Raw genomic sequence first — 22172 nt, 5'->3', positions numbered from 1 at the left:
CATACGGAATCCCTCAGAGCAATCTGAGGGATTTTTTTAAAGAATTTATTTAGGTTTTTTAGGATTAACATTTGATTTTAAACTAAAGAAAAAACTAAATACGCTTACCATCAAATAAAACTCCACACATATTGAGAAAAACCTTAAAGGTTTGAGAAGCAAACAAATTTTAATACTCAATAATAATGGATTAGGCAATTTGTACTCATTCAAAAAATCAAAAGATATGTGTGAAGAAATCCTCAAGAAATTAAGCGATATAAAAAATGAAATCAATAATTAGAAAATTAACAGATAATCATTACACAGTAATAGCATTTTTTTTCTTATGGGGAAAGTATATATTATATACGAAAATTAAGGGGATTTATTTTGACTACAACCATATTGAGAATGATTTTTTTCCTGAAATAATATACCACATAAACCCATTTTATTTAGATTTAATTGTGGTCGCAAGTATTTTTATCCAAAATAAAAAATTCTATTTAATAGGTATTTTATTTTCATTAATACAAATTATACATCCTGAATCTTTTGGTATTCAAAACTATGTTGTATCTTTTTATATTTTAATTTGGATGTTTATTAATGAACTAAACCCAAAGAAACCTCAAATATTTTTCGGACGAGTTATAGTTAGTTTTATTTTTGCCGGAGCCTTTATTGGCAAATTGACTCCCGGATGGATAAACAGTGAGCATCCTTCACAGTTTTTAAAACATATAAATGAATTTGCAAACATCCCATATTTATTTTTAATTGGTGAGTTTGCAGTTGCAATTTCATTTCTACTACCCTTTGGACTTGGTATTTTAATACCTACTATATCTATTTTTGGCATGATTTTATCAATTTCATTTGGAATATTTGACGCAACAGGACCAATATTTGGGCTTATTTTGACCTTAGTTATATTAAAATTTCACAAGAAAGACGTACTAACTGTTTATTTTGACCAAAACTGTGGTATTTGCATGAAAGTCTATAGGATTTTTAACACTCTTAATTCTAGCTATTTAAAACTATCTTATCTACAAGAAGCTGATGAAGAGGTAAATATAAACAAGGCTTATATTTTTATTGCTTCAAAAAGTAATAAGGGAAATTATTATGGATACGATACTTACTGTGAGATTTTTTCCAGAATTCCAATATTATCATTGCTATATCCAATAATGAAATTGAAAATAGTAACTAAAATAGGACAAAGTATTTATTTAAAAGTTGCAAATAACAGATCATGCAAAATTTCTTAAAAAATATTATTCAATTACTTATGGTTATTTATTTAACAATAGCTATAATAAATCCAGAGAAAATTTACGTTGATCGATTTTTATTCAATATGACCTATCTAGAATGGATCCCATATCAAATATTTCCTTCTATGTACTCAACTGAAATTCTTATAAAAAAAGGAAATGAAAATTACGTTTCAACCGTTCATCATCCGATGAGGATTTTCTTTGAAAAGCTTAATCATATTGGATGCGACACCACTATTCTAATTGTAAAGTATCAGAATATTTCTAAATCAAAAACAATTGAATTCTGCGATAATCGAATAATAGACATCTCTACTGCCAACAGTATAACCAAACAATAACTTAATAAAGAAAATTAGACAAAAACTCTGACTGAAAATAAATTCAGAAATTATCTGACCTATGAAATTGGAGAAAAAACTCTCGTGGTTATCGTTTACTTCAGAATTTCTACTTAATTCTAAACTCGGAATATACTTATACAATTTTATGCTTTACTTTAAACTAATCCTTCACTAACCGTTTAGGGTAATTTATACCAACTGGAAACAGTAAAACTTAATGAATAAATTTTTAAAATTATTAGTCTTACTTCAATTAACAACTTTTGGCTCTTACGCACAAGAAATTGAAGTATCTGAATTTATCCCAGAAGGATACCTAGCAACTGAAAAGCATTTTGGAGACTTAAATAAAGATGGACAAGATGACTGCGTACTAATAATAAAAAAAACCGATAAAAATAATGTCGTAATCAATCAGTATGACAAAAAAGTCGACAGAAATAGACGTGGAATTATTGTGTTATTTAAAAATGAGAATGGTTATCAGCTTGCCGATAAAAATTATAATTGCTTTTCGTCCGAAAATGAAGATGGTAGAGGTTATATCCCGCCTGATTTGGTAATTCAGATCAAAAACGAAAAGTTATATGTGCATTATGGTCACGGGCGATACGGCTATTGGGACTACACTTTCAGATTTCAAAATTCAAATTTTGAATTGATTGGTTATGACCAAACTGACATGGGAGGGCCTTCTATCATTCAACAAATAAGTCTAAATTTTTTAAGCAAGAAAAAGCTTGTTCGCAAAAACACCTATCAATCAAAGAATGGAGGGGATATAAAGGAAGTCTTTGATGAGAAATGGACTGATATTAAAGTTGAAGCTCTGATAAAGCTTTCGGAGATAGATGATTTTGATAAATTGGTATTGGATAATTATTAAGGAAAATCCAATCCCAATGACTTTTAAAAAAGATCTCTTCCCTCCCCTTACCCCAAGACTTTTTACGGCAAAACCTTATCTTTAGCATAGCCCAAAAATCCGGATATGCACTTACACAGGAACCCTAATATTTTACCTACTTACATCTTACTGTTTCTCCTGCTCTTTTTCTTGGGTTGTAGCGAAAAACCTGTAATCCTCACAAATCCCAATATCATTCTGGTTCTTGCCGATGATCAAGGTTGGGGGGATTTGGCTATCAATGGAAACCCTTATATCCAAACTCCAAACATTGATTTGCTGGCAAAAGAAGGGGCTCAGTTTAGCAGATTCTATGTAAGTCCTGTCTGCTCCCCTACCCGAGCCGAAATCCTAACGGGTAGATTCCATCCCCGTGGTGGAATCTATGATACCTCCGCCGGGGGAGAGAGACTCGATCTAGACGAGACTACCCTTGCAGAAATCCTCCAGGAAAATGGCTACGCCACCGCTGTTTTCGGCAAATGGCACAACGGCTCACAGCCACCCTACCATCCAAACAATAGAGGTTTTGATGAATTCTATGGCTTTGCTTCCGGTCATTGGGGGAATTACATGAGCCCTATGCTAGAGCATAACGGGGAAGTGGTCAAAGGCAAGGGTTTCATAATTGATGATTTGACAGATCATTCTCTTCAATACATTCAAGAGCATCAAACTGATCCGTTTTTTATATTACTCGCTTACAACACTCCGCACAGTCCCATGCAGGTTCCCGACTATTGGTGGGATAAATACAAAGACATAGCGATAGACTCCACTCATCGGAATGGGGACAAGGAAAATCAGGATAAAACCAGAGCTGCTTTGGCACTTTCTGAAAACATAGATTGGAATGTGGGTAGAATTGTCAGTGAATTGGATAGCCTGAAAATGCTTGAAAACACTATCATCATCTACATGTCTGACAATGGCCCAAACGGCTGGCGCTGGAATGAAGGTCTCAAAGGAATCAAAGGCAGCACTGATGAAGGTGGCGTTCGCTCTCCTTTTATTGTCAATTGGAAAGACAAAATCCTCTCCCAAACAATCGATCAAATTGCCAGTACAATTGACATTTTACCCACTTTACTGGATCTGGTAGGAATTCAGAAAATACCTGAAAAGCCGATTGACGGGAAAAGTCTTAAACCCTTGTTGCTGGGAGAAAGTAAAGATTGGGAAAATCGCTTTGTGTTTTCCCATTGGAATGGAAATGTGAGTGTGAGAAACCAACAATTCATACTGGATCAAAATGATCAATTATATGATTTAACTCTGGATCCAGGTCAGGAAAAGCCTCTGGAAAATCCGGCTGACTCAATTTATTCTGCTTTACTAAGCGAAAAAAGAAACTGGGAAAACTCGGTTTTGAAAGAATTAGACAGAGATCGAGAAGAAGTCTTTCCTGTAGGATTTCCGGCTGCAAAAATCACCCAGCTACCTGCCCGAGACGGAATTGCCCATGGGACTATTCAAAGATCCAACCGCTTTCCGAACTCATCCTTTTTCACTAGTTGGACACAGGAATCAGATAGCATCACTTGGAACACTGACGTACTTGCTTCAGGAGATTTTAAAGCAACCATTTATTATACCGCTAAGCCCACTTCAGTAGGTTCAACTTTTTATTTAAAACAGGGAAACAATAGGTTGGAATCGAAAATTGAGGAAGCGTATGATCCACCTTTTATAGGAGTAGAATTTGATCGTTTTCCCCGTCAGGAATCTTACGAGAAGGAATTTAAAGCCTTGGAAATGGGAATCATTCATCTGGATAAAGGTCGATCGACCATTTCTCTTCATGGCTCTGAAATTAAAGGTCCAGAATTAATGGACTTCCGATTATTGGTACTGGAAAGGATCAATAGGTAATAATTTCTCCGAAGTATTTTTAACTTGAAAGAGATCGCTGAATAGAATTTCACATTTCTAAATCTAAAAAAACGCATATGACACCCACAGAACCAGTATTGGACAGAATGGACTTGCTGATTCGGGGCTGGCAGGAAAAAGAGGATTCTCGCCAGTTTTTTCTGAGATGTTATCGCCTGATGACAGGTAATATGCTTGATTCTTTGGACAAAGGAGCTTTTCATGACCCTGACTGGATTCATACCCTGCTTCATCGATTTGCTGACTATTACTTTGAGGCCTTGGATTGTTATGATTGTGGGAGAACAACTTCAAAAGTCTGGTATGAAGTCCACCAGTTAACTGCTGAAAAAGAACTTCGGGAAGTCCAGTATTTATTGATGGGTGTCAATGCGCATATCAATTATGATCTGGTACTTACGATTTACGACCTGCTTCATTTAGAATGGAAAGAACTCAGTGATTCAGAAAAACTCGCACGTTACCAGGATCACTGCAAAGTCAATGAAATCATTGCCGCTTCCATTGATACAGTCCAAGATGAATTACTCAGTCCTTCTGATCCCTTTATGGATTGGATTGATCAAGCATTCGGCAGAATGGATGAGTATTTACTCTCAAAATTGATTACTAATTGGAGGCAAGAAGTGTGGGATCAAGCCTGTTCTTTGTTGGTGATTTCTGATGAATTAGAACGAGAAGAAATCCGAAAAAAACTAGAAGCCAGCGTTTTGAAAAGGAACAAGCTTATTAGCCTTGATTTTTTTTAATTGTATATTATTCAACTTTCCTTTTGAATTTATATGCCAATTAATTCTCGCTGTCTCCTAAGCCTTCTATTCATGACAATTCTTGCTTTTGGAATGATTTCCTGTGAGCAGACAGCACCTAAAAATCGAATTATTATTTCCACAGATATCGGCGGAAGTGATCCCGACGACTATCAATCTATGGTTCACCTCTTCATGTATGCAGATACCTTGGATATAGAAGGATTGGTTGCCTCGCCTCCTTTTCAAGGTAGAAAAGAACACATCCTAGAGGTAATCGATGCATACGAAAAAGACTATCCTTCCCTAACCAATCATTCCGCGCACTATCCCACTCCGGATTATCTCAGGTCCATAACAGTGCAAGGAGCAATTGATTCTCAGGCGTCTCAGACTCCAACTTCTGACATTAGTGAAGGCGCAAAACTGATCATTGAAAAGGCAAAAAATCCAGATCCTAGACCGCTTTATGTATTGGTTTGGGGATCTTTGACAGATGTGGCTCAAGCTTTACATCAGTCTCCTGAAATAAAGGAAAAGATTAGAGTTTATGCGATTGGTTCATGGAATACACTTCAGGATACCAGCGCTAGAAACTATGTATTCGAGCAACATCCGGATCTCTGGTTTATAGAAAACAACACCACTTTTAGAGGCATGTATATGGGCGGATTTCAAGAGGAGGATTTTGGAAATGAGACCTTCGTTTCTACCCATCTCAAAAATCATGGTGCTATGGGTGATCTTTTTTTTGAAAAGAAGAAAGACATCAAAATGGGAGACACACCTTCCGTTTTATACATGATACATGGAGATCCTGGCAATCCAGAAAGTCCTAGTTGGGGTGGTCAGTTTGTGAAGACCGATCATGGCCTTAGTTATTGGACAGATGATCCCAATCCTTCTTTAGAAGAAAATAATCGACAAGGAGCCAAAACGGTAAACAAGTGGAGAAAAGACTTTCTGTCGGACTGGAAAAAACGAATGGACTATTTAAAGTAAAAGCAATTAAGCTTCTGCTTCCATCTCCTGATTCTCAGTAATCTTATCCACCACAAGCGCAATAGCACCATCTCCTGTCACGTTGCAGGCAGTACCAAAGCTATCCATGGCAATGTAAAGTGCAATCATCAAACCTGTCATTTCCTCACTGAAACCCAACATGGACTGAAGGATTCCGATAGCTGCCATGATCGCTCCACCCGGTACTCCTGGAGCGGCAACCATTGCTATACCCAGCATAAAAATAAATCCAGCAAACATCCCAAAATCAAAAGGCACACCCTCCAAAATCATCAAAGCCATCGCACAGGCAGTGATTTTCATGATACTACCTGACAGGTGAATCGTTGCACAAAGTGGAATGACAAATCCTGCAATTTTTGGAGAAACTCCGTTTTTTTCTGCCTGTTCCAAAGTCACAGGAATGGTGGCTGCAGAAGATTGGGTGCCCAAAGCAGTAAAATAAGCCGGCATCATGGTGGCCAATAACTTAAATGGGTTCTTTTTGACAATGGCTCCTGTGATCACATATTGTAGGATCAGCAAGAAAATATGCATGGCAAAGATGACCCCGATGATATTAAGGAATACGGAGAGGATTGAGTACACTTGGCCGCTGTAGGCCATGTTAGCAAATATCCCAAGAATGAATAGAGGCAAGCACGGAATGATCACATTCTCAATCACTTGCATAATGATCGTTTCAAAATCCTTTACAACTTTTTTCAAAGTAGATTTTTCCTGATAAGAAAGCCCCAATCCAATCACAAAAGCCAATACCAAAGCAGACATCACATCGATCACAGCAGGGATAGTAATACTGAAATAAGGCACTAAATCTTTTCCTCCATCAGTAATTTCTGCCGCTTCATTCACATGAGAAGCGAGAAGGGAAGGGAAAATCGTAGAAGAGGTGAAATAGCTCATAAAGCCCGAAAAAAGCGTTGAACCATAAGCTATTGCAGCGGTGATCAGCAAAAGTTTTCCGGCTCCTTTTCCCAAATCTGAAATTGCTGGCATAATCAATCCCAGGATGATCAGGGGAATGGCAAAATTCAAAAACTGTCCAAAAAAGGCATTGAAGGTCGCAAAAATCCGATTGATCCACTCCGGCAAAAACAATCCAAAAAGGATTCCCAAAACGATGGCTATAAATACTTTAAAAAGAAGATTGGAGAATAATTGCTTCATTTTCTATGTTTTTGGAGCTCTTCAGCTTTCTGATTCAAGATCGCTAAGATAGAAGAATAGGTTTTTAGAATTGTCCCAGATTCCAATATTTACCTCAACGGTAATAGACCAGAGGATTTGATTCTTTCTATCTTGCAAAAGCACTTACCCTGAATTCTTCTTGAAACTATTCACGCTTCTTTTTGCCCTTTTCCTCATCTCAATGCTTTTTTGGGCTTTTTATCGATCAAAAGTCAAAAAAAGCGGCTTTAAAGTTCCGGCCGTATTTCCTGAGAAATGGAGAAACTTTTTAGAGAACGAGGTTCAGTTTTATGCAAATCTTAACACGGATGAGAAATCACTTTTTGAATCTGATGTTTTACACTTTTTGAAAAGAATCAGGATCACTGGCGTCAAATGCGAGATTACTGACGAAGACCGATTGCTGGTAGCAAGTAGCACGGTAATTCCGATTTTTAAATTTCCAGAATGGGAATACAAAAGCCTTTGTGAGGTTCTTTTGTATCCAGATTTATTCACTGAAAAATTTGATTTCACCGGCGATCATCGATACACTTCAGGGATGGTTGGAACTGGTGGAGCCATGAATAATGTGGTCATATTTTCAAAACCGGCTCTTCGACAAGGATTTGACAACAAATCTGACAAATCCAATGTAGGCATCCATGAGTTCGTGCATCTCTTTGACAAGCAAGATGGAGAAATCGATGGGATCCCACATGTCATCATGAAAAACCAAACTGTTTTGCCTTGGCTTCATTTGATCAGCAAGATGACAGCAGAAATGCTTTCTGGCAAAAGTGATATAAATGTCTACGGAGCCACAAATCAGCAGGAATTTTTGGCAGTGGCCAGTGAGTATTTCTTTGAAAGGCCGAAACTATTGAAGAAAAATCATCCTGAACTTTATCAGATTTTATCAGAGGTTTTTCAGAATAATCTTGCCGAAAAAGCACAATCCTAGATGATTACGCCAATCAATCTTCAAAGAAAAATTTGGAAATATTCCCATTGCTCAGGACAGTTTGCAGAAGGAATAATGATTATTTAGAGAAATAACCCATAAGAACCACCTCATGCTTTCTCTCCGGATTACCTTATCAACAAGTCTATTTTTAGCGTTTAGCTTCTGCTCATTTTCCCAAACAGAAAATCTAGCCAAAACGGTGGCAGGTTTTCCGGTGAATTACGATGAATCAGCCATTCCTCCATATACTCTTCCGGATCTCCTGACTTTACAAAATGGAAAAAAAGTGTCCGATGCTGAAACCTGGATGAAATCCCGTCGACCTGAGCTTTTGGAGGCAGTAGCTGCTTTACAATATGGTAAAACACCTCCTCCTCCTAATTCAATTTCTTTCGAGGTTTTTGAAAAAGAAGGAGATGCTTTCCAAGGAAAAGCGATCAGGAAACAGGTTACGGTTTATCTGACCGAAAACAGCAAGAATCATCCCATGGACTTACTGATTTATTTACCAAAAGATTCAAAAGTTCCTGTTCCGATTTTCTTTACGATTTCATTTTCCGCAAACAATCAATCTGTGGATGATCAAGCTGTGAAAATTGGAGAAGTGTGGAATCGAGAAGGTCAAAAAGTAAAAGCAGATCAGCCAGGAAGATTTCAAGCCACCAATGTGGAGCAGCTTATCGATTCAGGATATGGTTTTGCTACCGTTTACTACGGGGATATTGATCCGGATTTCAAAGATGGTTTTGAGCATGGAATACGCAAGGATTTTCTTAAGCCTGGCGAAACGAAGCCTCAAAACGATGAATGGGGAACTATCTCCGCCTGGTCTTGGGGCTTGAGTAGAGCGATGGATTACTTCGAAAAAGATAAGCAAATAGATGCTGCTAGAGTTGCTTTGATGGGCGTTTCCCGACTTGGAAAAACTGTCTTGTGGACAGGAATAAGAGATCCTCGATTTAAAATGATCATTGCAAGTTGCTCAGGGGAAGGCGGAGCGGCTTTGGCAAGAAGGGATTATGGCGAAAATATCAAACACATGTCTGATCCATCCCGCTATGCTTACCAATTTGCCCCAAACTACCATGCTTATTCTACGCATTTGGATGATTTTCCATTTGATGCGCATTCTTTGATAGCAATGATAGCTCCTCGCCCAATCTTACTTCAGACCGGAAATACCGATTATTGGTCAGATCCAAAGGGCGAATTTCTAGCGGCTCAAGAAGCCAGTAAAGTCTACCAACTCTTCGGTGAAAATGGTCCTCAAAACAAAGAAATGCCTGCTGCGGGAGACACTTCCTTGCTTGAGAACAAATTGGGATACTACATGCACGAAGGTGGTCACGGGAATGTCTCTTCTGACTACCCTGTATTTATACAGTTTATGAAGAAGTTTTTATGATTTGGGATCAGTAAGAAACTGGTATTTCAACCATAGTTTGATCCCAACCTAAACGCATCACAGCGGTATTGTTTCCAAGATCTTCAAAGCGGATTGAAAAAGCTTCTACTATTTCAGGACTGGATTTAGAGGGTACGGTGAAACGGATGACATCTTTGCTTTCATCATATTTGAAAGCTCCCCAATAATCAAGATCAGAATTCAGAATAATCGTCCATTCACTTTCACCGGGAATTGCAAACATGGAATAAGTACCTGCTTTCAAAGCCTCTCCTCCTATTGTCAAATCTTTGAATGCCTTAAACTCAACAGCTTCATTGGCACCCAATCTCCACACCTTACCGAAAGGAACAATCCCTCCAAAAACAACTCTATCCGCCTTATTGGGTCTGCTGTAATAGGCTTTAGCAATTGCCTCTTCTCCCGGCTTACGATCGTGGGCAAAATTATCAGGAAGATAGGCCACATCCATTGGACTTTTATCAGGCTTTCTAAAAGACTGGGCATGAGAAACTGAACAGATGGTAGCCAAGAGAAGCAAAGAAGCGAGTAGTTTTTTCATTTTTTGTGTTTTTTAAAAAGATTGAAATTAACAATTTTTCAGAAAAGACTACCTATCCAATTGTAATCCAAATTACAATTCAGAGAATTTCAAAATCCACATATCCAATTAAAAATGAGCAAATTAGAAGTATTATAGTTTTTTGGGTAAATTGAACTTATTACGGAAGCACCATTGCACTTTTTACAGATTTCAAATTGACTTTTCAACCATTCTGTGCACATCATTTAAGCTTTTAAATTTTTGCGAACATCATGAAGGAACAAGAAGAAATCAAAACGAAATTTCTCAGGACTCAAAAGGCATTAAGCCTTAAACCCTCTTTAGGATTGGGAACCAGAACATCGGTATCCCGAATCACTAATGGTCTATCCTGTGAAATCCGAGAAGGTGATTATGTCTATCATACCGATATGCCGAGCCAAGTTGGCGGAAGTGATTCAGGACCTACACCAGGAGTGTTAGGTAGAGCTGCCTTAGGTAGCTGTTTAGCAATTGGGTATATGATGTGGGCTTCTAAAATGGATGTTCCAATCGATAGCCTTGAAGTTCACATTTCTGCAAGCTATGACGACGGAGGGTTATTTGAAACTTCTGATTCTCCTCCTGGCTATACTGTTGTTGAATATTTAGTCAAAGTGAAAAGCCCAGCCAGTAAGGAGGAAATAGAACAGGTCCTAGACCAAGGGGATAAACACAGTCCTTATCTAGATGTGTTTTCAAGAGCACAACATTGTATTAGAAAAGTAGAATTCGAAACTAACTGACCAATACTATGCATCCTGATTTACAAAGAAGAGTTCAAAGATATGGCTGGGATAAAGCCTCAGATTTCTATGAAAATTCATGGCAAGATCAATTAAAACCAGCTCATGATGCCCTGATGGAAAAGGCTAATATCGAGGCTGGCGAAACTGTTTTGGATATGGCAGCAGGAACTGGACTTGTCACATTTAGAATGATGGACCAATTAGGGCCAAAGGGAAAAATGATTGCTACTGATCTCTCGGACGAGATGGTGAAAAAAGGTACTGAAAGGGCCTGTGAAAAAGGCCTTACTAATGTCACTTTTCAATGGATGGATGCAGAAAATCTTAGCTTGGAAGATGAAAGTTTTGACTTGGTTTCCTGTGCATTAGGATTAATGTATTTCCCAGATCCAGATCGTGCCATACAAGAAATGTATCGGGTATTGAAGCCAAATGGAAGAGTTGTTTTGGCAGTTTGGGGTTCTAGAAAAAATTGCGGTTGGGCAGAGATATTTCCAATTGTAGACGCTCGAGTCAGCTCTGATGTTTGTCCGATGTTTTTCCAACTAGGAGAAGGAGAAATCATAAAATATCCACTGGAAAAGGCAGGATTTACAGATATTTCAATTCAAAAAATAAAGACTGAACTGCATTACAAAAACGAGGAAGATGCATGCCAGGCGTCTTTTCTGGGTGGTCCGGTTGCGATGGCCTATTCTAGATTTGATGCGCAAACAAAAGAGAAAGCGCAACAAGAATATATCGAATCGATCCAAGCCTATAAATCAAACGAAGGCTATAAAATCCCTGGTGAATTTGTGATTGCAAAGGCGATCAAAACCGCTTAAAATTAAACAGCAAACCATTTCTGAAAAGTCTAAACTTGTCATCAAGCTCTTTCCATCATACATTTTTTCATTATTTTGACTTTTCAACTTCAAAAAAGAGAAGATTTTTCAACCTGAAAATCAATTAATTAATGAAAGCTGCAATCAGACGGAAGTATGGCACCTTTGAGGCCATTTCTGTAGAAGAAATCTCAAACCCTATTCCGAAGGACGACGAAGTCCTAATCCAAGTCAAAGCTACTACAGTGAATCGGACTGACTGCGCTAATCTTACAGGAAAACCATTTATCATGAAGATGATGTTAGGTTTCCCAAAGCCAAGAAAAGTAATCTTAGGGACAGATTTTGCCGGCGAGATTTTAGAGCTTGGAAAAAGTGTTTCTTCTTTCAAAAAAGGAGATCGCGTTTTTGGTTTTTTGGATATGGGACTCCAGTCTCAGTCTGAATTACTAACTATAAAAGAAGATGCGCTTTTGAAGATTCCTGAAGGCATCGATTATACTTTGGCAGCTGCCAGCCTAGAAGGTGCTCACTATGCTTATTCTTTTATCCACTATGTATCTATTAACCCAGGTCAAAAGATCCTGATCAATGGTGCGACTGGAGCTATTGGCTCAGCTCTTCTTCAATTCGCCAGATTATTTGAGGTTGAAATCACAGTTACCTCAAATTCCAAAAATTTTGAATTGATGAAATCTCTTGGAGCTGATAAAATCATTGATTTCGATAAAGAGGATTTCACTAAATCAGCCGAAAAGTTTGACTTTATCTTCGATTCGGTAGGAAAAAGCACCTTTGGAGCCTGCAAACCCATCTTGAAAGATTCGGGTATATATATCTCCTCTGAGCTTGGCCCAAATGCAGAAAACATCTTTTATGCTTTGACTACCAAAGGCAGTAAATCCAAAAAAGTGATCTTCCCTATCCCATTTAGCCAAAAAAAGACCATGCCTTATATTTTGGATTTACTGAAAACAGGGAAATTCAAACCGGTTATTGACAGCACATATCCTCTGGATGAAATTTCGAAAGCCTATCAATATGTCTTATCCGGCCAAAAAACAGGAAATGTGATCGTTACCATCTAATTATCTCCAATCTATCATCCATCACCAATGAAACTCAGCAACTCTTTTTTGAATTATAGCTTTTTTGCTCTTTTTCTCTTTCTGATTTCCTGCTCAGAAAAGCCAAAAACCGAGTCGGAGACAACAGATATTGTGATTTCAAAAGCCGAATATCAAGAGAAATTATATGGCTTTTGGCTGGCACAATGCATCGCCAACTGGACTGGATTGGTAACTGAAATGGATAAAGTCGGGAATATTGGTCAAATAAAGACTGGAGATTTTTACACTAGAAACGATTGGGGAACTCCGGATCAACCCAGTATTTGGGCAGAAGGAATTCCCAGTGATTTATCTCCAACCATAGATTTTGTCTTTGAAGATGAGGATGAAATCTGGGGTTCTGACGATGACACGGACATTGAGTATATATATCAATTTCTATTAAATCAACATCAAACTTCATTCCTCACAGGTGAACAAATCCGGGAAGGTTGGTTGAATCATATCAAGAAAGAAGAGGAAAATTATTTATGGGTTTCCAACCAAACAGCCTTTGATCTGATGCAGGATGGCGTTGTGCCTCCACAAACCAGCGATCCGACTTTGAATGAACATTTTGAAATGATCGATGCGCAATTGACCACAGAGATCTTTGGCCTTTTTGCTCCAGGTAGACCAGAAATCGCACTGAAAATGGCAGCTTTACCCATTCAAACCACAGCAAGAGAAAACGCACAATGGATCTCTGAATTTTATGTTGCCATGCATGCTTTAGCAGCTACATCAAATCCAGATCTCTCAATGAAAGAAAGGGTATTTGCTGTGGCTGATGAATCAAAAACAGTGCTACCTGAGGATTCCTATTCCAGTAAAATGTATGATTATGTTCTAGCAAAATATGAATCTGGGATTCCTTGGGAACAGGCCAGAGATTCCGTTTATTTTCGCTATCAAGTCAATCAACTGGATGGATACGATCTTACCTCGCAAAACCTTCCTTGCAATGGATGTTTTGCTGCAGGGATCAATTTTGCGGCGAGTCTAGTCAGTTTGTTTTATGGAGAAGGAGACCTACTAGAAACCATCAAAATCGGGACTTTGGCAGGTTGGGATTCAGACAATCCAACTGCAACCTGGGGAGGAATGCTCGGTTTTATGCTAGGAAAAGAAGGAGTTGAAAACGCTTTCAGAAGAAAATTCTCGAACCGATACAATATTCATCGAACTCGAATCAATTTCCCAAATAATGGAATTGACAGCTTTGAAAACATGGCAAAAGTCGGCCTTGGAATCACTGAAAGAGTGATTTTAAATGAAATGAATGGAAAAGTGGATTCGGTAAAAAATGAATGGATTATCCCAATTCGGTAATTCTTTTCGCTTTGCTTCTGGATAATCATTCCGTTAATAAATGATGAACAGCAATTCAATTTGGATTACTTTTTAGAACTTAATGGTTCAAAGCAAAATCTCCTATGAAACGTAGACCTTTCCTTCAAAAGCTAAGTCTGATCTCTTCGGCAGTTATGGCGATTCCACTGGATAGCTTGAGCAAAACCATTCAGGAAGAGCCTAAGAAACTACGATTCATCATTGCTTCCGATGGGCATTTCGGGCAACCCAAAACGGATTTTACGGGAACCCATAAAAAGCTGATGGAGTCTATCAACTCCGAGGAGCAAGTGGATTTTGTTATTTTCAACGGAGACTTGATTCATGATGATCCTGCATTTATGCCACAGGTTAAGTTGTATTATGATTCCTTAAAATCTCCTTACTATGTCACCCGTGGAAATCACGATCGACTAGCATCAGGAGAATGGGAAAACATTTGGGGATATCCAGAAAATCATTCTTTTCAAGTCAAAGACGGATCTGGAGTCGTTCTATTGAACTGCTCGAATGAAGCTGGGGAATACTTATGTGGGGATGTTGGCTATTTAAAGTCAGAACTGGAAAAATTCAAAGAGCTCTCTCATGTCTTTGTTTTTATTCATATTTCACAAAATGACTGGACAAGAAACGCTGTAAAATGCGATGATTTTTTAGATACGATCAGCCATTATCCGAAAGTAAAAGCCGTGTTTCACGGGCATGACCATGACGTGGATGGCATAATGATCAACCAAGGCAAACCATACCTTTGGGATGGGCATTTTGGTGGAAGCTGGGGAAATCCTTTTCATACTTATCGGGTAGTAGAAATTCTAGAAGATGGCAAAACAATCACTTACCTGAAAACTGTGGATACGGGAATGGTTTTAAATGGGCATACACTCTAAAAAGAGGGTTATCTGACTTTTCTTTCCTCTTATATTTGCCAAAAAATTATTCATGACCCTACAAGAAAAAATCAAGCAGTCCCCTGAAAACATTTCGTTTGCAGAGGTGATTAGCCATATCGACTCCCATTTTGAATTTACCCCTACCCGATTTACAAATGGAAATACTGTAAATGAGGCAAATCAAAATAACGGTTCCTGCAAGATTTTCAGCTTTGCAAAACTTGAATCCCTTAGCCAAGAACAGACGCTTCATCTATTTGGAGATTATTACAGAAAGGATGTTTTGGAAAATTCTGAGGGAACAGATCATCAAAATATCCGAAATTTCATTGAGTTTGGTTGGGAAGGAATTGCTTTCGAAAGACATGCTTTGAAAGAGAAATAAAAAAAGATCCGGCGAATACCGGATCCTTTATCAATTCAAAAACCTATTAAACTTATGCGTCATTCGCACTGCTGAGATGTTCAGGTCTCAGAGTTTCTTTTATACCTTCAGCTCACCTTCTACCCCTACATCTACTTTTTTACCGGTGATCATTCCAAAGAGCATTTTTGCTCCGGCTAGGCCTGCACCATGCTTGGTATCCCAATAATGACCTGCCTGAGGAGTAAATTTGATCACTGAGATTCTTGGATCATCTTTCCCTTTAGGAAACCAGTTCTTGGCTAGGGAATCCCAAAGTTCATAGATCATTTCTTTGTCTTGAGTGATTTTTGCTTTTCCCTGCAGCTCTAAAAATTCCATGGAACTAGGCTTCTGGAAAAAGAGTCTAGCTCTAGGATTGCTGTTGATTTCTGCATTTTTCGCGCTGTCTACAGCACTCAAAAACCAAAGTGTTCCATCATCATCCGATTTTTGGATACTCATAGGTCTTGCAGATTGGTTTTCGTCAAATGACACTTCCGTTTGGAAAAAACACAGGCTGGAAGAATCCACCATATCGCGGATTTTGCTTACAGCAGCTTTTCCATTGAGGTTTTCGACATTTGAACTTTTTGATTCTTTATTTATAGTTTCCATAACATTCATTTTGATTAACTATACTCTAAAGTGCAAAGCCCTTGCCTTAGAGCATCCTCTGATTTAAAATTTTCTTAAATCCACTCTAAAAGCTTAAATGGGCGATTTTTAAGTATTCCGAGTTTAGGGATTGTGTAAAAAGGCAATATTTTGAATTCCTCTTTCCGAAAAAATTCCCCATTCTGAGGTAAAACTTTACAGCAGGTTCCTTTGCCTATTTATCGTATTTTTAATCATTGATTGAAGAAATCCATGAAAATAGGTAAACCCGCAAGTTCAGCAGCAGGACCAAAAGCAGTCTATCATGCTATGGAAAAAGCTTTCCAGGCTATGAAAGTCAATAAGACTTTTAAGATTCTAGGAACATTGAATCAGAAAGGCGGAGTTGATTGCCCTGGATGCGCTTGGCCAGATCCTGCTCATCGATCTAAGCTTGGTGAATACTGCGAAAACGGAGTCAAGGCAATCGCCGAAGAGGCAATAGACAAGAATGCAGATGCTGCCTTTTTCGCCAAACATTCCATTTTGGAAATGCGGAAACAAAGTGATTATTGGCTGGGGCATCAGGGAAGATTGACTCAACCAATGGTGATCCGTAAAGGTGAAACTCATTACTCCCCTGTAGATTGGAATACAGTTTTCGAAACAATCGGATCGAAATTAAAAAGTCTTCCCACACCGGATGATGGGATTTTTTATACCTCTGGAAGAACCAGCAATGAAGCCGCTTTTCTCTATCAACTTTTCGTCAGGATTTTCGGCACGAACAACATGCCCGACTGCTCCAACATGTGTCATGAGTCAAGTGGTGTAGCCCTGAGTCATACCTTGGGAATCGGGAAAGGATCTGTAAAACTGGAAGATTTCTATCAATCGGAATTGATTCTGATTTTTGGGCAAAACCCAGGCACGAACCATCCTAGAATGCTTTCTGCCTTAAAAAAGGCAAAAGACAATGGTGCAAAAATCGTAGTCATCAATCCACTAAAAGAAGCTGGATTACTGAGTTTTGAAGATCCCCAAACTGTTTCGGGATTTTTGGGAATCGGTGCCCCACTTGCTGATTTATATCTTCAAGTCAGGATCAACGAAGATGTGGCATTGGTTCAAGCAATTGCCAAAAAATTACTGGAACGCTCCAAAAATGATCCCTCAATCATAGATCAAGATTTTATTCAAGGGAAAACTGATGGCTTTGAAGTCTATCGCAATTCCTTGGAGCAAATAGATACTGGGACATTGATTTCCAGAACTGGTTTAGAATCTGATCAAATTGAAGAGTTTGTTGATTTGGTTTCCAAAAGGAATAAGATCATCGCTTGCTGGGCCATGGGTTTGACCCAACATGTCAATGCGGTGGACAACATCCAAGAAATTGTCAACCTGTTGTTGCTAAAAGGAAGTATAGGAAAGCCTGGAGCTGGCACCTGCCCAGTGAGAGGTCATAGCAATGTTCAGGGAGATAGAACGATGGGTATTTGGGAGAGACCAAGTAAAGAATTTCTAGACACTTTGGCCTCCACTTTTAAATTTGAACCGCCTAGAAAACATGGAGTAGATGTGGTAGGAGCGATTGAATTGATGCATGATAAACCTGGAAAAGTCTTTATGTCCATGGGTGGAAATTTACTTTCAGCTGCTCCGGATACCAGTTTTACCACAAAAGCTTTGGAAAATTGTGCGATGACAATTCATGTGTCCACCAAGCTGAATAGATCGCATTTACATCCCGGGGAGATTGGGTTTATTTTACCTTGTCTCGGACGAACAGACATCATTCAGGAAAAATCCGGTATCCAAAAACTGACAGTTGAAAATTCCATGGGGATGGTTCACAGCACCCAAGGAAATCAGCCCGCCCGATCTGAATATCTATTGAGTGAACCTCATATCATTTCCCAAATTGCTTCTAGAACTGTTGGAAATGAAATCGTTGATTGGCATTCATTGATCGACAATTATGATAACATCCGGGATTTGATCGCCAAGTCTGTGAAAGGATTTGAGTCATTCAATGAAAAACTGAAGGGTAATTCCATTCTCGAGTTGCCAAATGGACCGAGGGAAGGAAAATTCACCAATGACATCGGAAAAGCCCGATTCACAATAAATTCACTACCGGATTACCAGTTAGAGGAGGATGATCTGATGATGATGACGATCAGAAGTCATGATCAATTCAACACAACCATCTATGGAATGGATGATCGTTACAGAGGAATTTATGGGATCAGAACGGTGGTGTTGATGAACAAGAATGATATTTCCTTTTTCAATCTTGACCTCGAAAAACCTGTAACTTTATACAATGAATACGGCGGAAAAAATAGAAAAGTGGAAGGACTGACCATCGTTCCCTATGACATTCCTTCAAAGTGTATCGCAACTTATTTTCCGGAATGCAATGAGCTAGTTCCATTGCAACTCAAAGCCAGAAAAAGCAATACGCCGGCAAGTAAATCAGTCAAAGTAAAAATCATCCAATCTTAGCAACCTACAGCATCTATGAAATTTAAATTTTACTTAGGTCTAATTTTATTAATTGGCTTCAGCTCCTGTCAAAGTAGTAAAATCAATTCAGCCTATTCTGGAGCCGAACTCGAAAAAATCAAAACTTTCCAGTCTCTAATCCCCAAAAAAGACAGCCTTTATCATGTCCTTATCGCGACAAGTGAAGGAGATATGATGGTGAAACTGTACAACCAAACCCCTTTGCATCGGGATAATTTTGTAGCCAAAGTAAAATCAAATTATTACGACAGTCTGGAATTTCACCGTGTCATTAATGAATTTATGATCCAGGGCGGTAGACCAAATCCAACTGAAGATGAAGAAACAGCTCCTTTCCAAGGAGAATTAATTCCAGCCGAATTCAGAACAGAGCAGGGCATTTACCATAAAAGAGGTGCTTTGGCGGCAGCCAGAACAAACAACCCAGAAAAAGCGAGTAGCAGCACTCAATTTTATATTGTTCAGCGAAATCCCTACACAGAGAGTTCTTTGGAGGAACATGTTAAAGACAGAGACCTGACTCTGAATGATACTCAAAGAACGCTATACACTACCGTGGGTGGCACTCCACATTTAGATGGGGGTTATACGGTTTTTGGAGAACTGGAAATTGGCTATGAGGTTTTGGATAAAATCGCCACAACTGAGACAGGTGAAAGGGATGAGCCAGTAAATCCGATTAGAATGAAATTATATCTCCTGAATCAGCCGAAAAAGCTCCGGTAATCAAAAAGGACTTCTCTTTATTAACAAATCGAATTATTTAGAGGAAGACTTAAAACCCAAGTAAGAAAACCCATCATAATCCCTGTTTCTTTTCATGAAAACCTTTAACCCCCTCTTTTTTGTCTGGCTTTTGATCAGCATTTTTCTTTTCTCTTGTACCAGCAAACCATCTGTACCTACCGAGCCAAACATTGTTTTTATTCTAGTGGATGACTTGGGGTACAATGATGTAGGTTTTATGGGAAGCGAGTATTATGAAACTCCAAACCTAGACAAGCTCGCTTCGAAAGGGATGATTTTCACAAATGGCTATGCCAATAGTGCCGTTTGCAGTCCATCGAGAGCAAGTTTGATGACTGGAAAATTTACCGCAAATCATGGCATTACGGATTGGATTGGAGCTCCAGCCGGAGAGGAATGGAGAAGTTACAAGCGTTATTCAAAACTACTTCCTGCAGATTACGAACATCAGCTTTCGAAGGAAATGACCACGCTTCCTGAAGCGTTGAAAGAAGCAGGCTACACTACTTTTTTCGCAGGAAAATGGCATTTGGGATCCGCGGAAGAAAATTCTCTCCCTACAGATCATGGATTTGACTTCAATAAAGGAGGATACCATGTTGGAGGCCCCTATTCTGGTGGATACTTCTCCCCTTTTGAAAACCCTTTTATGGAGGATTTTCCAGAGGAAAAAGGCATGAGTTTATCCATGAAACTAGCCAAGGAAACCAATATGTTTATTGAGCAGCACCAAGAAGAAAAATTTCTTGCCTACCTCTCATTTTATGCTGTACACGCTCCAATTCAAACCTCGGAGGAAAAATGGGCAAGGTATCGAAACAAGGCTGAAGCTATGGGAATTGATAGTGTAGGTTTTGAAATGGAACGAGTTTTACCTGCAAGAAAACATCAGGATAATCCTGTTTATGCAGGTTTGATAGAACAAATGGATGAGGCTGTTGGAGCGGTTATAAATAAGTTGGAGGAACTTGGATTGTCAGAAAACACCATCATCATTTTCACCTCCGATAATGGAGGAGTTGTTTCTGGAGATAATTATTCCACCAATTTGGATCCTTTGAGAGGTGGAAAAGGCTATCAGTTTGAAGGAGGAACGAGGATTCCCTATTTGGTTTATGTGCCTTGGCTAAATAACAACGGAGCTAAAAACGATACTCCTGTGGCTGGGATAGATTTTTATCCAACCCTATTAGAATTCGCAGGAATCAATCCAAATTATGAGACTCTAGATGGAACGAGTATCCGTCCACTTTTGGAAGGGGGAAACTTGGAAGAAAGGTCTTTGTATTGGCATTATCCGCATTATGGAAATCAAGGAGGAGAACCCAATTCCAGCATTCGAAAAGGAGATTGGAAATTGATTCATTATTGGGAGGATGGGCATGATGAGCTTTATAATCTCGCCAATGACTTGGGTGAGGAGAATGATTTAGCCGCTGTAAACCCTACTAAAACAGCAGAACTTTCGAAGGAACTTCTAACCTGGTTGGCAGAACGAAATGCAAACATGGCCAGTGAAGATCCTTTATATGATCCTGATTCAGCTGCTATTGTCAACATGAATTATCGCACTACCTTGATAGAAAGATTGGAAAATCAACGCGAAGCCATGTTGTCGAAAGATTTCCAACCTAATAAAGATTGGTGGGGGAGTAAGACGATTGACTGATTAATTAAGCTTAGACTTTTTAAAAAAAAACCCGAAATAAAAAATTATGAAATACCGTCTCTTAGGAAAAACCAATTTAGAGGTTTCCATCCTTGGTTTTGGAGCTTCACCCTTGGGCAATGTCTTCGATGAATGTACCCTAGAAGAAGCCAAAAGAACTGTCCACTATGCCATCGATAATGGAGTCAATTTCTTTGATGTTTCTCCTTTCTATGGTTTGACTTTGGCGGAGGAGCGATTGGGAAAAGGGCTGGAAGGAAAAAGAAAGGACATCATTTTAGCGACCAAATGTGGTCGATATGGGCTTCAGGAATTTGATTTTTCAAGGGAAAGAATCTTTAAAAGCATCGATGAATCTTTAAGCCGCTTGAAAACTGATTATGTGGATCTCTTTCAGCTTCACGACATTGAGTTCGTCGACAAAAAACAGATTATCGAAGAAGCGATTCCTGCCATTCAGGAAATTAAAAAAAGTGGAAAAGCCCGATTTATCGGAATTACTGGATTGCCAGTAAGATACCTTGCGCAAATAGCCAGAGAAGTGGAAATCGACACGGTTCTTTCTTGGGCACATTACAACTTGCTTGAAGATGAAATTAATGACGAGTTGGTTCCTCTTTCGAAGGAAAAAGGATTTGGATTGATGAATGCCGCACCTTTGATGCAGCGGATTCTTTCTGACGCCCCGCTTCCTGAATGGCATCGATCACCAGATGAGGTGAAAGCCATGCAGCCAATTTTGTTGGAAATGTGCCAAAACTATGGGGTTCAGTTAAGTGATGTTGCCTTGCGATATGCCATGGATCACCCTGATATTGCCACGACAATTGTAGGGATGAATAAACCAGAAATCATTGAGCAGAATGTAAAAGCTGTTGATTTTGAAATTCCGGAATCGCTATTGAAGGACATTACTACCCTTTTGGCACCTGTGAAAAATAAAATGTGGTTTGAAGGTAAACCAGAAAACAACCTATAAATACC

At 38.8% G+C, this 22172-nt stretch carries 20 protein-coding genes; 17 read left to right on the top strand and 3 right to left on the bottom strand.

Annotated features, from left to right (window positions below; translation table 11 throughout):
* The first annotated feature begins 266 nt into the window (after positions 1 to 266).
* From J0A69_RS08780 to J0A69_RS08760, 5 genes are all read left to right on the top strand, one after another.
* Complete coding sequence (locus J0A69_RS08780; RefSeq protein WP_206586185.1) at positions 267 to 1259, top strand: DCC1-like thiol-disulfide oxidoreductase family protein; 993 nt, start codon at positions 267 to 269, stop codon at positions 1257 to 1259.
* 570 nt (positions 1260 to 1829) lie between these two features.
* Entirely contained in the window at positions 1830 to 2498 is a 669-nt protein-coding gene (locus J0A69_RS08775; RefSeq protein ID WP_206586184.1) for a hypothetical protein, read from the top strand.
* Between the two features lie 105 nt (positions 2499 to 2603).
* The gene (locus J0A69_RS08770) at positions 2604 to 4391 is read left to right on the top strand and encodes an arylsulfatase (protein ID WP_206586183.1); all 1788 of its coding nucleotides are present in this window, start codon (positions 2604 to 2606) and stop codon (positions 4389 to 4391) included.
* Positions 4392 to 4468: 77 nt separating this feature from the next.
* Positions 4469 to 5161 carry a DUF5995 family protein gene (locus tag J0A69_RS08765; protein ID WP_206586182.1) on the top strand — a complete coding sequence of 231 codons (693 nt, stop codon included), beginning with the start codon at positions 4469 to 4471 and terminating at the stop codon, positions 5159 to 5161.
* Between the two features lie 72 nt (positions 5162 to 5233).
* Positions 5234 to 6163 carry a DUF1593 domain-containing protein gene (locus tag J0A69_RS08760; protein WP_206586181.1) on the top strand — a complete coding sequence of 310 codons (930 nt, stop codon included), beginning with the start codon at positions 5234 to 5236 and terminating at the stop codon, positions 6161 to 6163.
* 6 nt (positions 6164 to 6169) lie between these two features.
* On the opposite strand, the gene J0A69_RS08755 is transcribed toward J0A69_RS08760, so the two are convergent.
* On the bottom strand, positions 6170 to 7354 hold the full coding sequence (locus J0A69_RS08755; RefSeq protein WP_206586180.1) for a dicarboxylate/amino acid:cation symporter: 1185 nt from the start codon (positions 7352 to 7354) through the stop codon (positions 6170 to 6172).
* A gap of 160 nt (positions 7355 to 7514) precedes the next feature.
* Between J0A69_RS08755 and J0A69_RS08750 the strand changes: the two genes are divergently transcribed.
* Positions 7515 to 8318 (top strand): M90 family metallopeptidase, encoded by an 804-nt coding sequence (locus tag J0A69_RS08750; RefSeq protein WP_206586179.1) that lies wholly within the window; start codon positions 7515 to 7517, stop codon positions 8316 to 8318.
* A gap of 112 nt (positions 8319 to 8430) precedes the next feature.
* Entirely contained in the window at positions 8431 to 9726 is a 1296-nt protein-coding gene (locus J0A69_RS08745; protein WP_206586178.1) for an alpha/beta hydrolase family protein, read from the top strand.
* Between the two features lie 7 nt (positions 9727 to 9733).
* Here J0A69_RS08745 and J0A69_RS08740 read toward each other — a convergent pair whose 3' ends face one another.
* Positions 9734 to 10288 carry a DUF2911 domain-containing protein gene (locus tag J0A69_RS08740; protein ID WP_206586177.1) on the bottom strand — a complete coding sequence of 185 codons (555 nt, stop codon included), beginning with the start codon at positions 10286 to 10288 and terminating at the stop codon, positions 9734 to 9736.
* A 254-nt stretch (positions 10289 to 10542) separates the two neighbouring features.
* Here J0A69_RS08740 and J0A69_RS08735 point away from each other — a divergent pair, with 254 nt between their 5' ends.
* From J0A69_RS08735 to J0A69_RS08710, 6 genes are all read left to right on the top strand, one after another.
* Entirely contained in the window at positions 10543 to 11055 is a 513-nt protein-coding gene (locus J0A69_RS08735) for an OsmC family protein (protein ID WP_206586176.1), read from the top strand.
* Between the two features lie 8 nt (positions 11056 to 11063).
* Complete coding sequence (locus tag J0A69_RS08730) at positions 11064 to 11885, top strand: class I SAM-dependent methyltransferase (protein WP_206586175.1); 822 nt, start codon at positions 11064 to 11066, stop codon at positions 11883 to 11885.
* Positions 11886 to 12016: 131 nt separating this feature from the next.
* The gene (locus J0A69_RS08725) at positions 12017 to 12973 is read left to right on the top strand and encodes an NAD(P)-dependent alcohol dehydrogenase (protein ID WP_206586174.1); all 957 of its coding nucleotides are present in this window, start codon (positions 12017 to 12019) and stop codon (positions 12971 to 12973) included.
* Positions 12974 to 13000: 27 nt separating this feature from the next.
* Positions 13001 to 14326, top strand: a complete 1326-nt coding sequence (locus tag J0A69_RS08720) for an ADP-ribosylglycohydrolase family protein (RefSeq protein WP_206586173.1) — start codon at positions 13001 to 13003, stop codon at positions 14324 to 14326.
* Between the two features lie 104 nt (positions 14327 to 14430).
* Positions 14431 to 15237: a metallophosphoesterase family protein gene (locus J0A69_RS08715; RefSeq protein ID WP_206586172.1), complete on the top strand. Its 807-nt coding sequence runs from the start codon at positions 14431 to 14433 to the stop codon at positions 15235 to 15237.
* 52 nt (positions 15238 to 15289) lie between these two features.
* Entirely contained in the window at positions 15290 to 15625 is a 336-nt protein-coding gene (locus tag J0A69_RS08710; protein WP_206586171.1) for a HopJ type III effector protein, read from the top strand.
* Between the two features lie 99 nt (positions 15626 to 15724).
* On the opposite strand, the gene J0A69_RS08705 is transcribed toward J0A69_RS08710, so the two are convergent.
* The gene (locus J0A69_RS08705) at positions 15725 to 16261 is read right to left on the bottom strand and encodes a pyridoxamine 5'-phosphate oxidase family protein (RefSeq protein WP_206586170.1); all 537 of its coding nucleotides are present in this window, start codon (positions 16259 to 16261) and stop codon (positions 15725 to 15727) included.
* A 252-nt stretch (positions 16262 to 16513) separates the two neighbouring features.
* Here J0A69_RS08705 and J0A69_RS08700 point away from each other — a divergent pair, with 252 nt between their 5' ends.
* The 4 genes from J0A69_RS08700 to J0A69_RS08685 all read left to right on the top strand — a co-directional run bounded on the left by J0A69_RS08700 (position 16514) and on the right by J0A69_RS08685 (position 22167).
* Positions 16514 to 18751, top strand: a complete 2238-nt coding sequence (locus J0A69_RS08700) for an FdhF/YdeP family oxidoreductase (protein WP_206586169.1) — start codon at positions 16514 to 16516, stop codon at positions 18749 to 18751.
* Positions 18752 to 18766: 15 nt separating this feature from the next.
* Positions 18767 to 19498 carry a peptidylprolyl isomerase gene (locus J0A69_RS08695; RefSeq protein ID WP_206586168.1) on the top strand — a complete coding sequence of 244 codons (732 nt, stop codon included), beginning with the start codon at positions 18767 to 18769 and terminating at the stop codon, positions 19496 to 19498.
* 94 nt (positions 19499 to 19592) lie between these two features.
* The gene (locus J0A69_RS08690) at positions 19593 to 21188 is read left to right on the top strand and encodes a sulfatase (protein WP_206586167.1); all 1596 of its coding nucleotides are present in this window, start codon (positions 19593 to 19595) and stop codon (positions 21186 to 21188) included.
* A gap of 46 nt (positions 21189 to 21234) precedes the next feature.
* Positions 21235 to 22167 carry an aldo/keto reductase gene (locus tag J0A69_RS08685; protein ID WP_206586166.1) on the top strand — a complete coding sequence of 311 codons (933 nt, stop codon included), beginning with the start codon at positions 21235 to 21237 and terminating at the stop codon, positions 22165 to 22167.
* Positions 22168 to 22172 lie beyond the last annotated feature (5 nt).

The sequence above is a fragment of the Algoriphagus pacificus genome (assembly GCF_017254845.1).
Lineage (GTDB): Bacteria > Bacteroidota > Bacteroidia > Cytophagales > Cyclobacteriaceae > Algoriphagus > Algoriphagus pacificus.
Note: the sequence above shows the minus strand (reverse complement) of the source record. Positions and strands in the feature narration are given on the sequence as shown.

Bases quoted from the DNA above. Each gene is read 5' to 3' on its own strand.
- J0A69_RS08780 (WP_206586185.1), top strand. From the start codon at position 267: ATGAAATCAATAATTAGAAAATTAACAGATAATCATTACACAGTAATA.
- J0A69_RS08775 (WP_206586184.1), top strand. From the start codon at position 1,830: ATGAATAAATTTTTAAAATTATTAGTCTTACTTCAATTAACAACTTTT.
- J0A69_RS08770 (WP_206586183.1), top strand. From the start codon at position 2,604: ATGCACTTACACAGGAACCCTAATATTTTACCTACTTACATCTTACTG.
- J0A69_RS08765 (WP_206586182.1), top strand. From the start codon at position 4,469: ATGACACCCACAGAACCAGTATTGGACAGAATGGACTTGCTGATTCGG.
- J0A69_RS08760 (WP_206586181.1), top strand. From the start codon at position 5,234: ATGACAATTCTTGCTTTTGGAATGATTTCCTGTGAGCAGACAGCACCT.
- J0A69_RS08755 (WP_206586180.1), bottom strand. From the start codon at position 7,354: ATGAAGCAATTATTCTCCAATCTTCTTTTTAAAGTATTTATAGCCATC.
- J0A69_RS08745 (WP_206586178.1), top strand. From the start codon at position 8,431: ATGCTTTCTCTCCGGATTACCTTATCAACAAGTCTATTTTTAGCGTTT.
- J0A69_RS08740 (WP_206586177.1), bottom strand. From the start codon at position 10,288: ATGAAAAAACTACTCGCTTCTTTGCTTCTCTTGGCTACCATCTGTTCA.
- J0A69_RS08735 (WP_206586176.1), top strand. From the start codon at position 10,543: ATGAAGGAACAAGAAGAAATCAAAACGAAATTTCTCAGGACTCAAAAG.
- J0A69_RS08730 (WP_206586175.1), top strand. From the start codon at position 11,064: ATGCATCCTGATTTACAAAGAAGAGTTCAAAGATATGGCTGGGATAAA.
- J0A69_RS08725 (WP_206586174.1), top strand. From the start codon at position 12,017: ATGAAAGCTGCAATCAGACGGAAGTATGGCACCTTTGAGGCCATTTCT.
- J0A69_RS08720 (WP_206586173.1), top strand. From the start codon at position 13,001: ATGAAACTCAGCAACTCTTTTTTGAATTATAGCTTTTTTGCTCTTTTT.
- J0A69_RS08715 (WP_206586172.1), top strand. From the start codon at position 14,431: ATGAAACGTAGACCTTTCCTTCAAAAGCTAAGTCTGATCTCTTCGGCA.
- J0A69_RS08710 (WP_206586171.1), top strand. From the start codon at position 15,290: ATGACCCTACAAGAAAAAATCAAGCAGTCCCCTGAAAACATTTCGTTT.
- J0A69_RS08705 (WP_206586170.1), bottom strand. From the start codon at position 16,261: ATGGAAACTATAAATAAAGAATCAAAAAGTTCAAATGTCGAAAACCTC.
- J0A69_RS08700 (WP_206586169.1), top strand. From the start codon at position 16,514: ATGAAAATAGGTAAACCCGCAAGTTCAGCAGCAGGACCAAAAGCAGTC.
- J0A69_RS08695 (WP_206586168.1), top strand. From the start codon at position 18,767: ATGAAATTTAAATTTTACTTAGGTCTAATTTTATTAATTGGCTTCAGC.
- J0A69_RS08690 (WP_206586167.1), top strand. From the start codon at position 19,593: ATGAAAACCTTTAACCCCCTCTTTTTTGTCTGGCTTTTGATCAGCATT.
- J0A69_RS08685 (WP_206586166.1), top strand. From the start codon at position 21,235: ATGAAATACCGTCTCTTAGGAAAAACCAATTTAGAGGTTTCCATCCTT.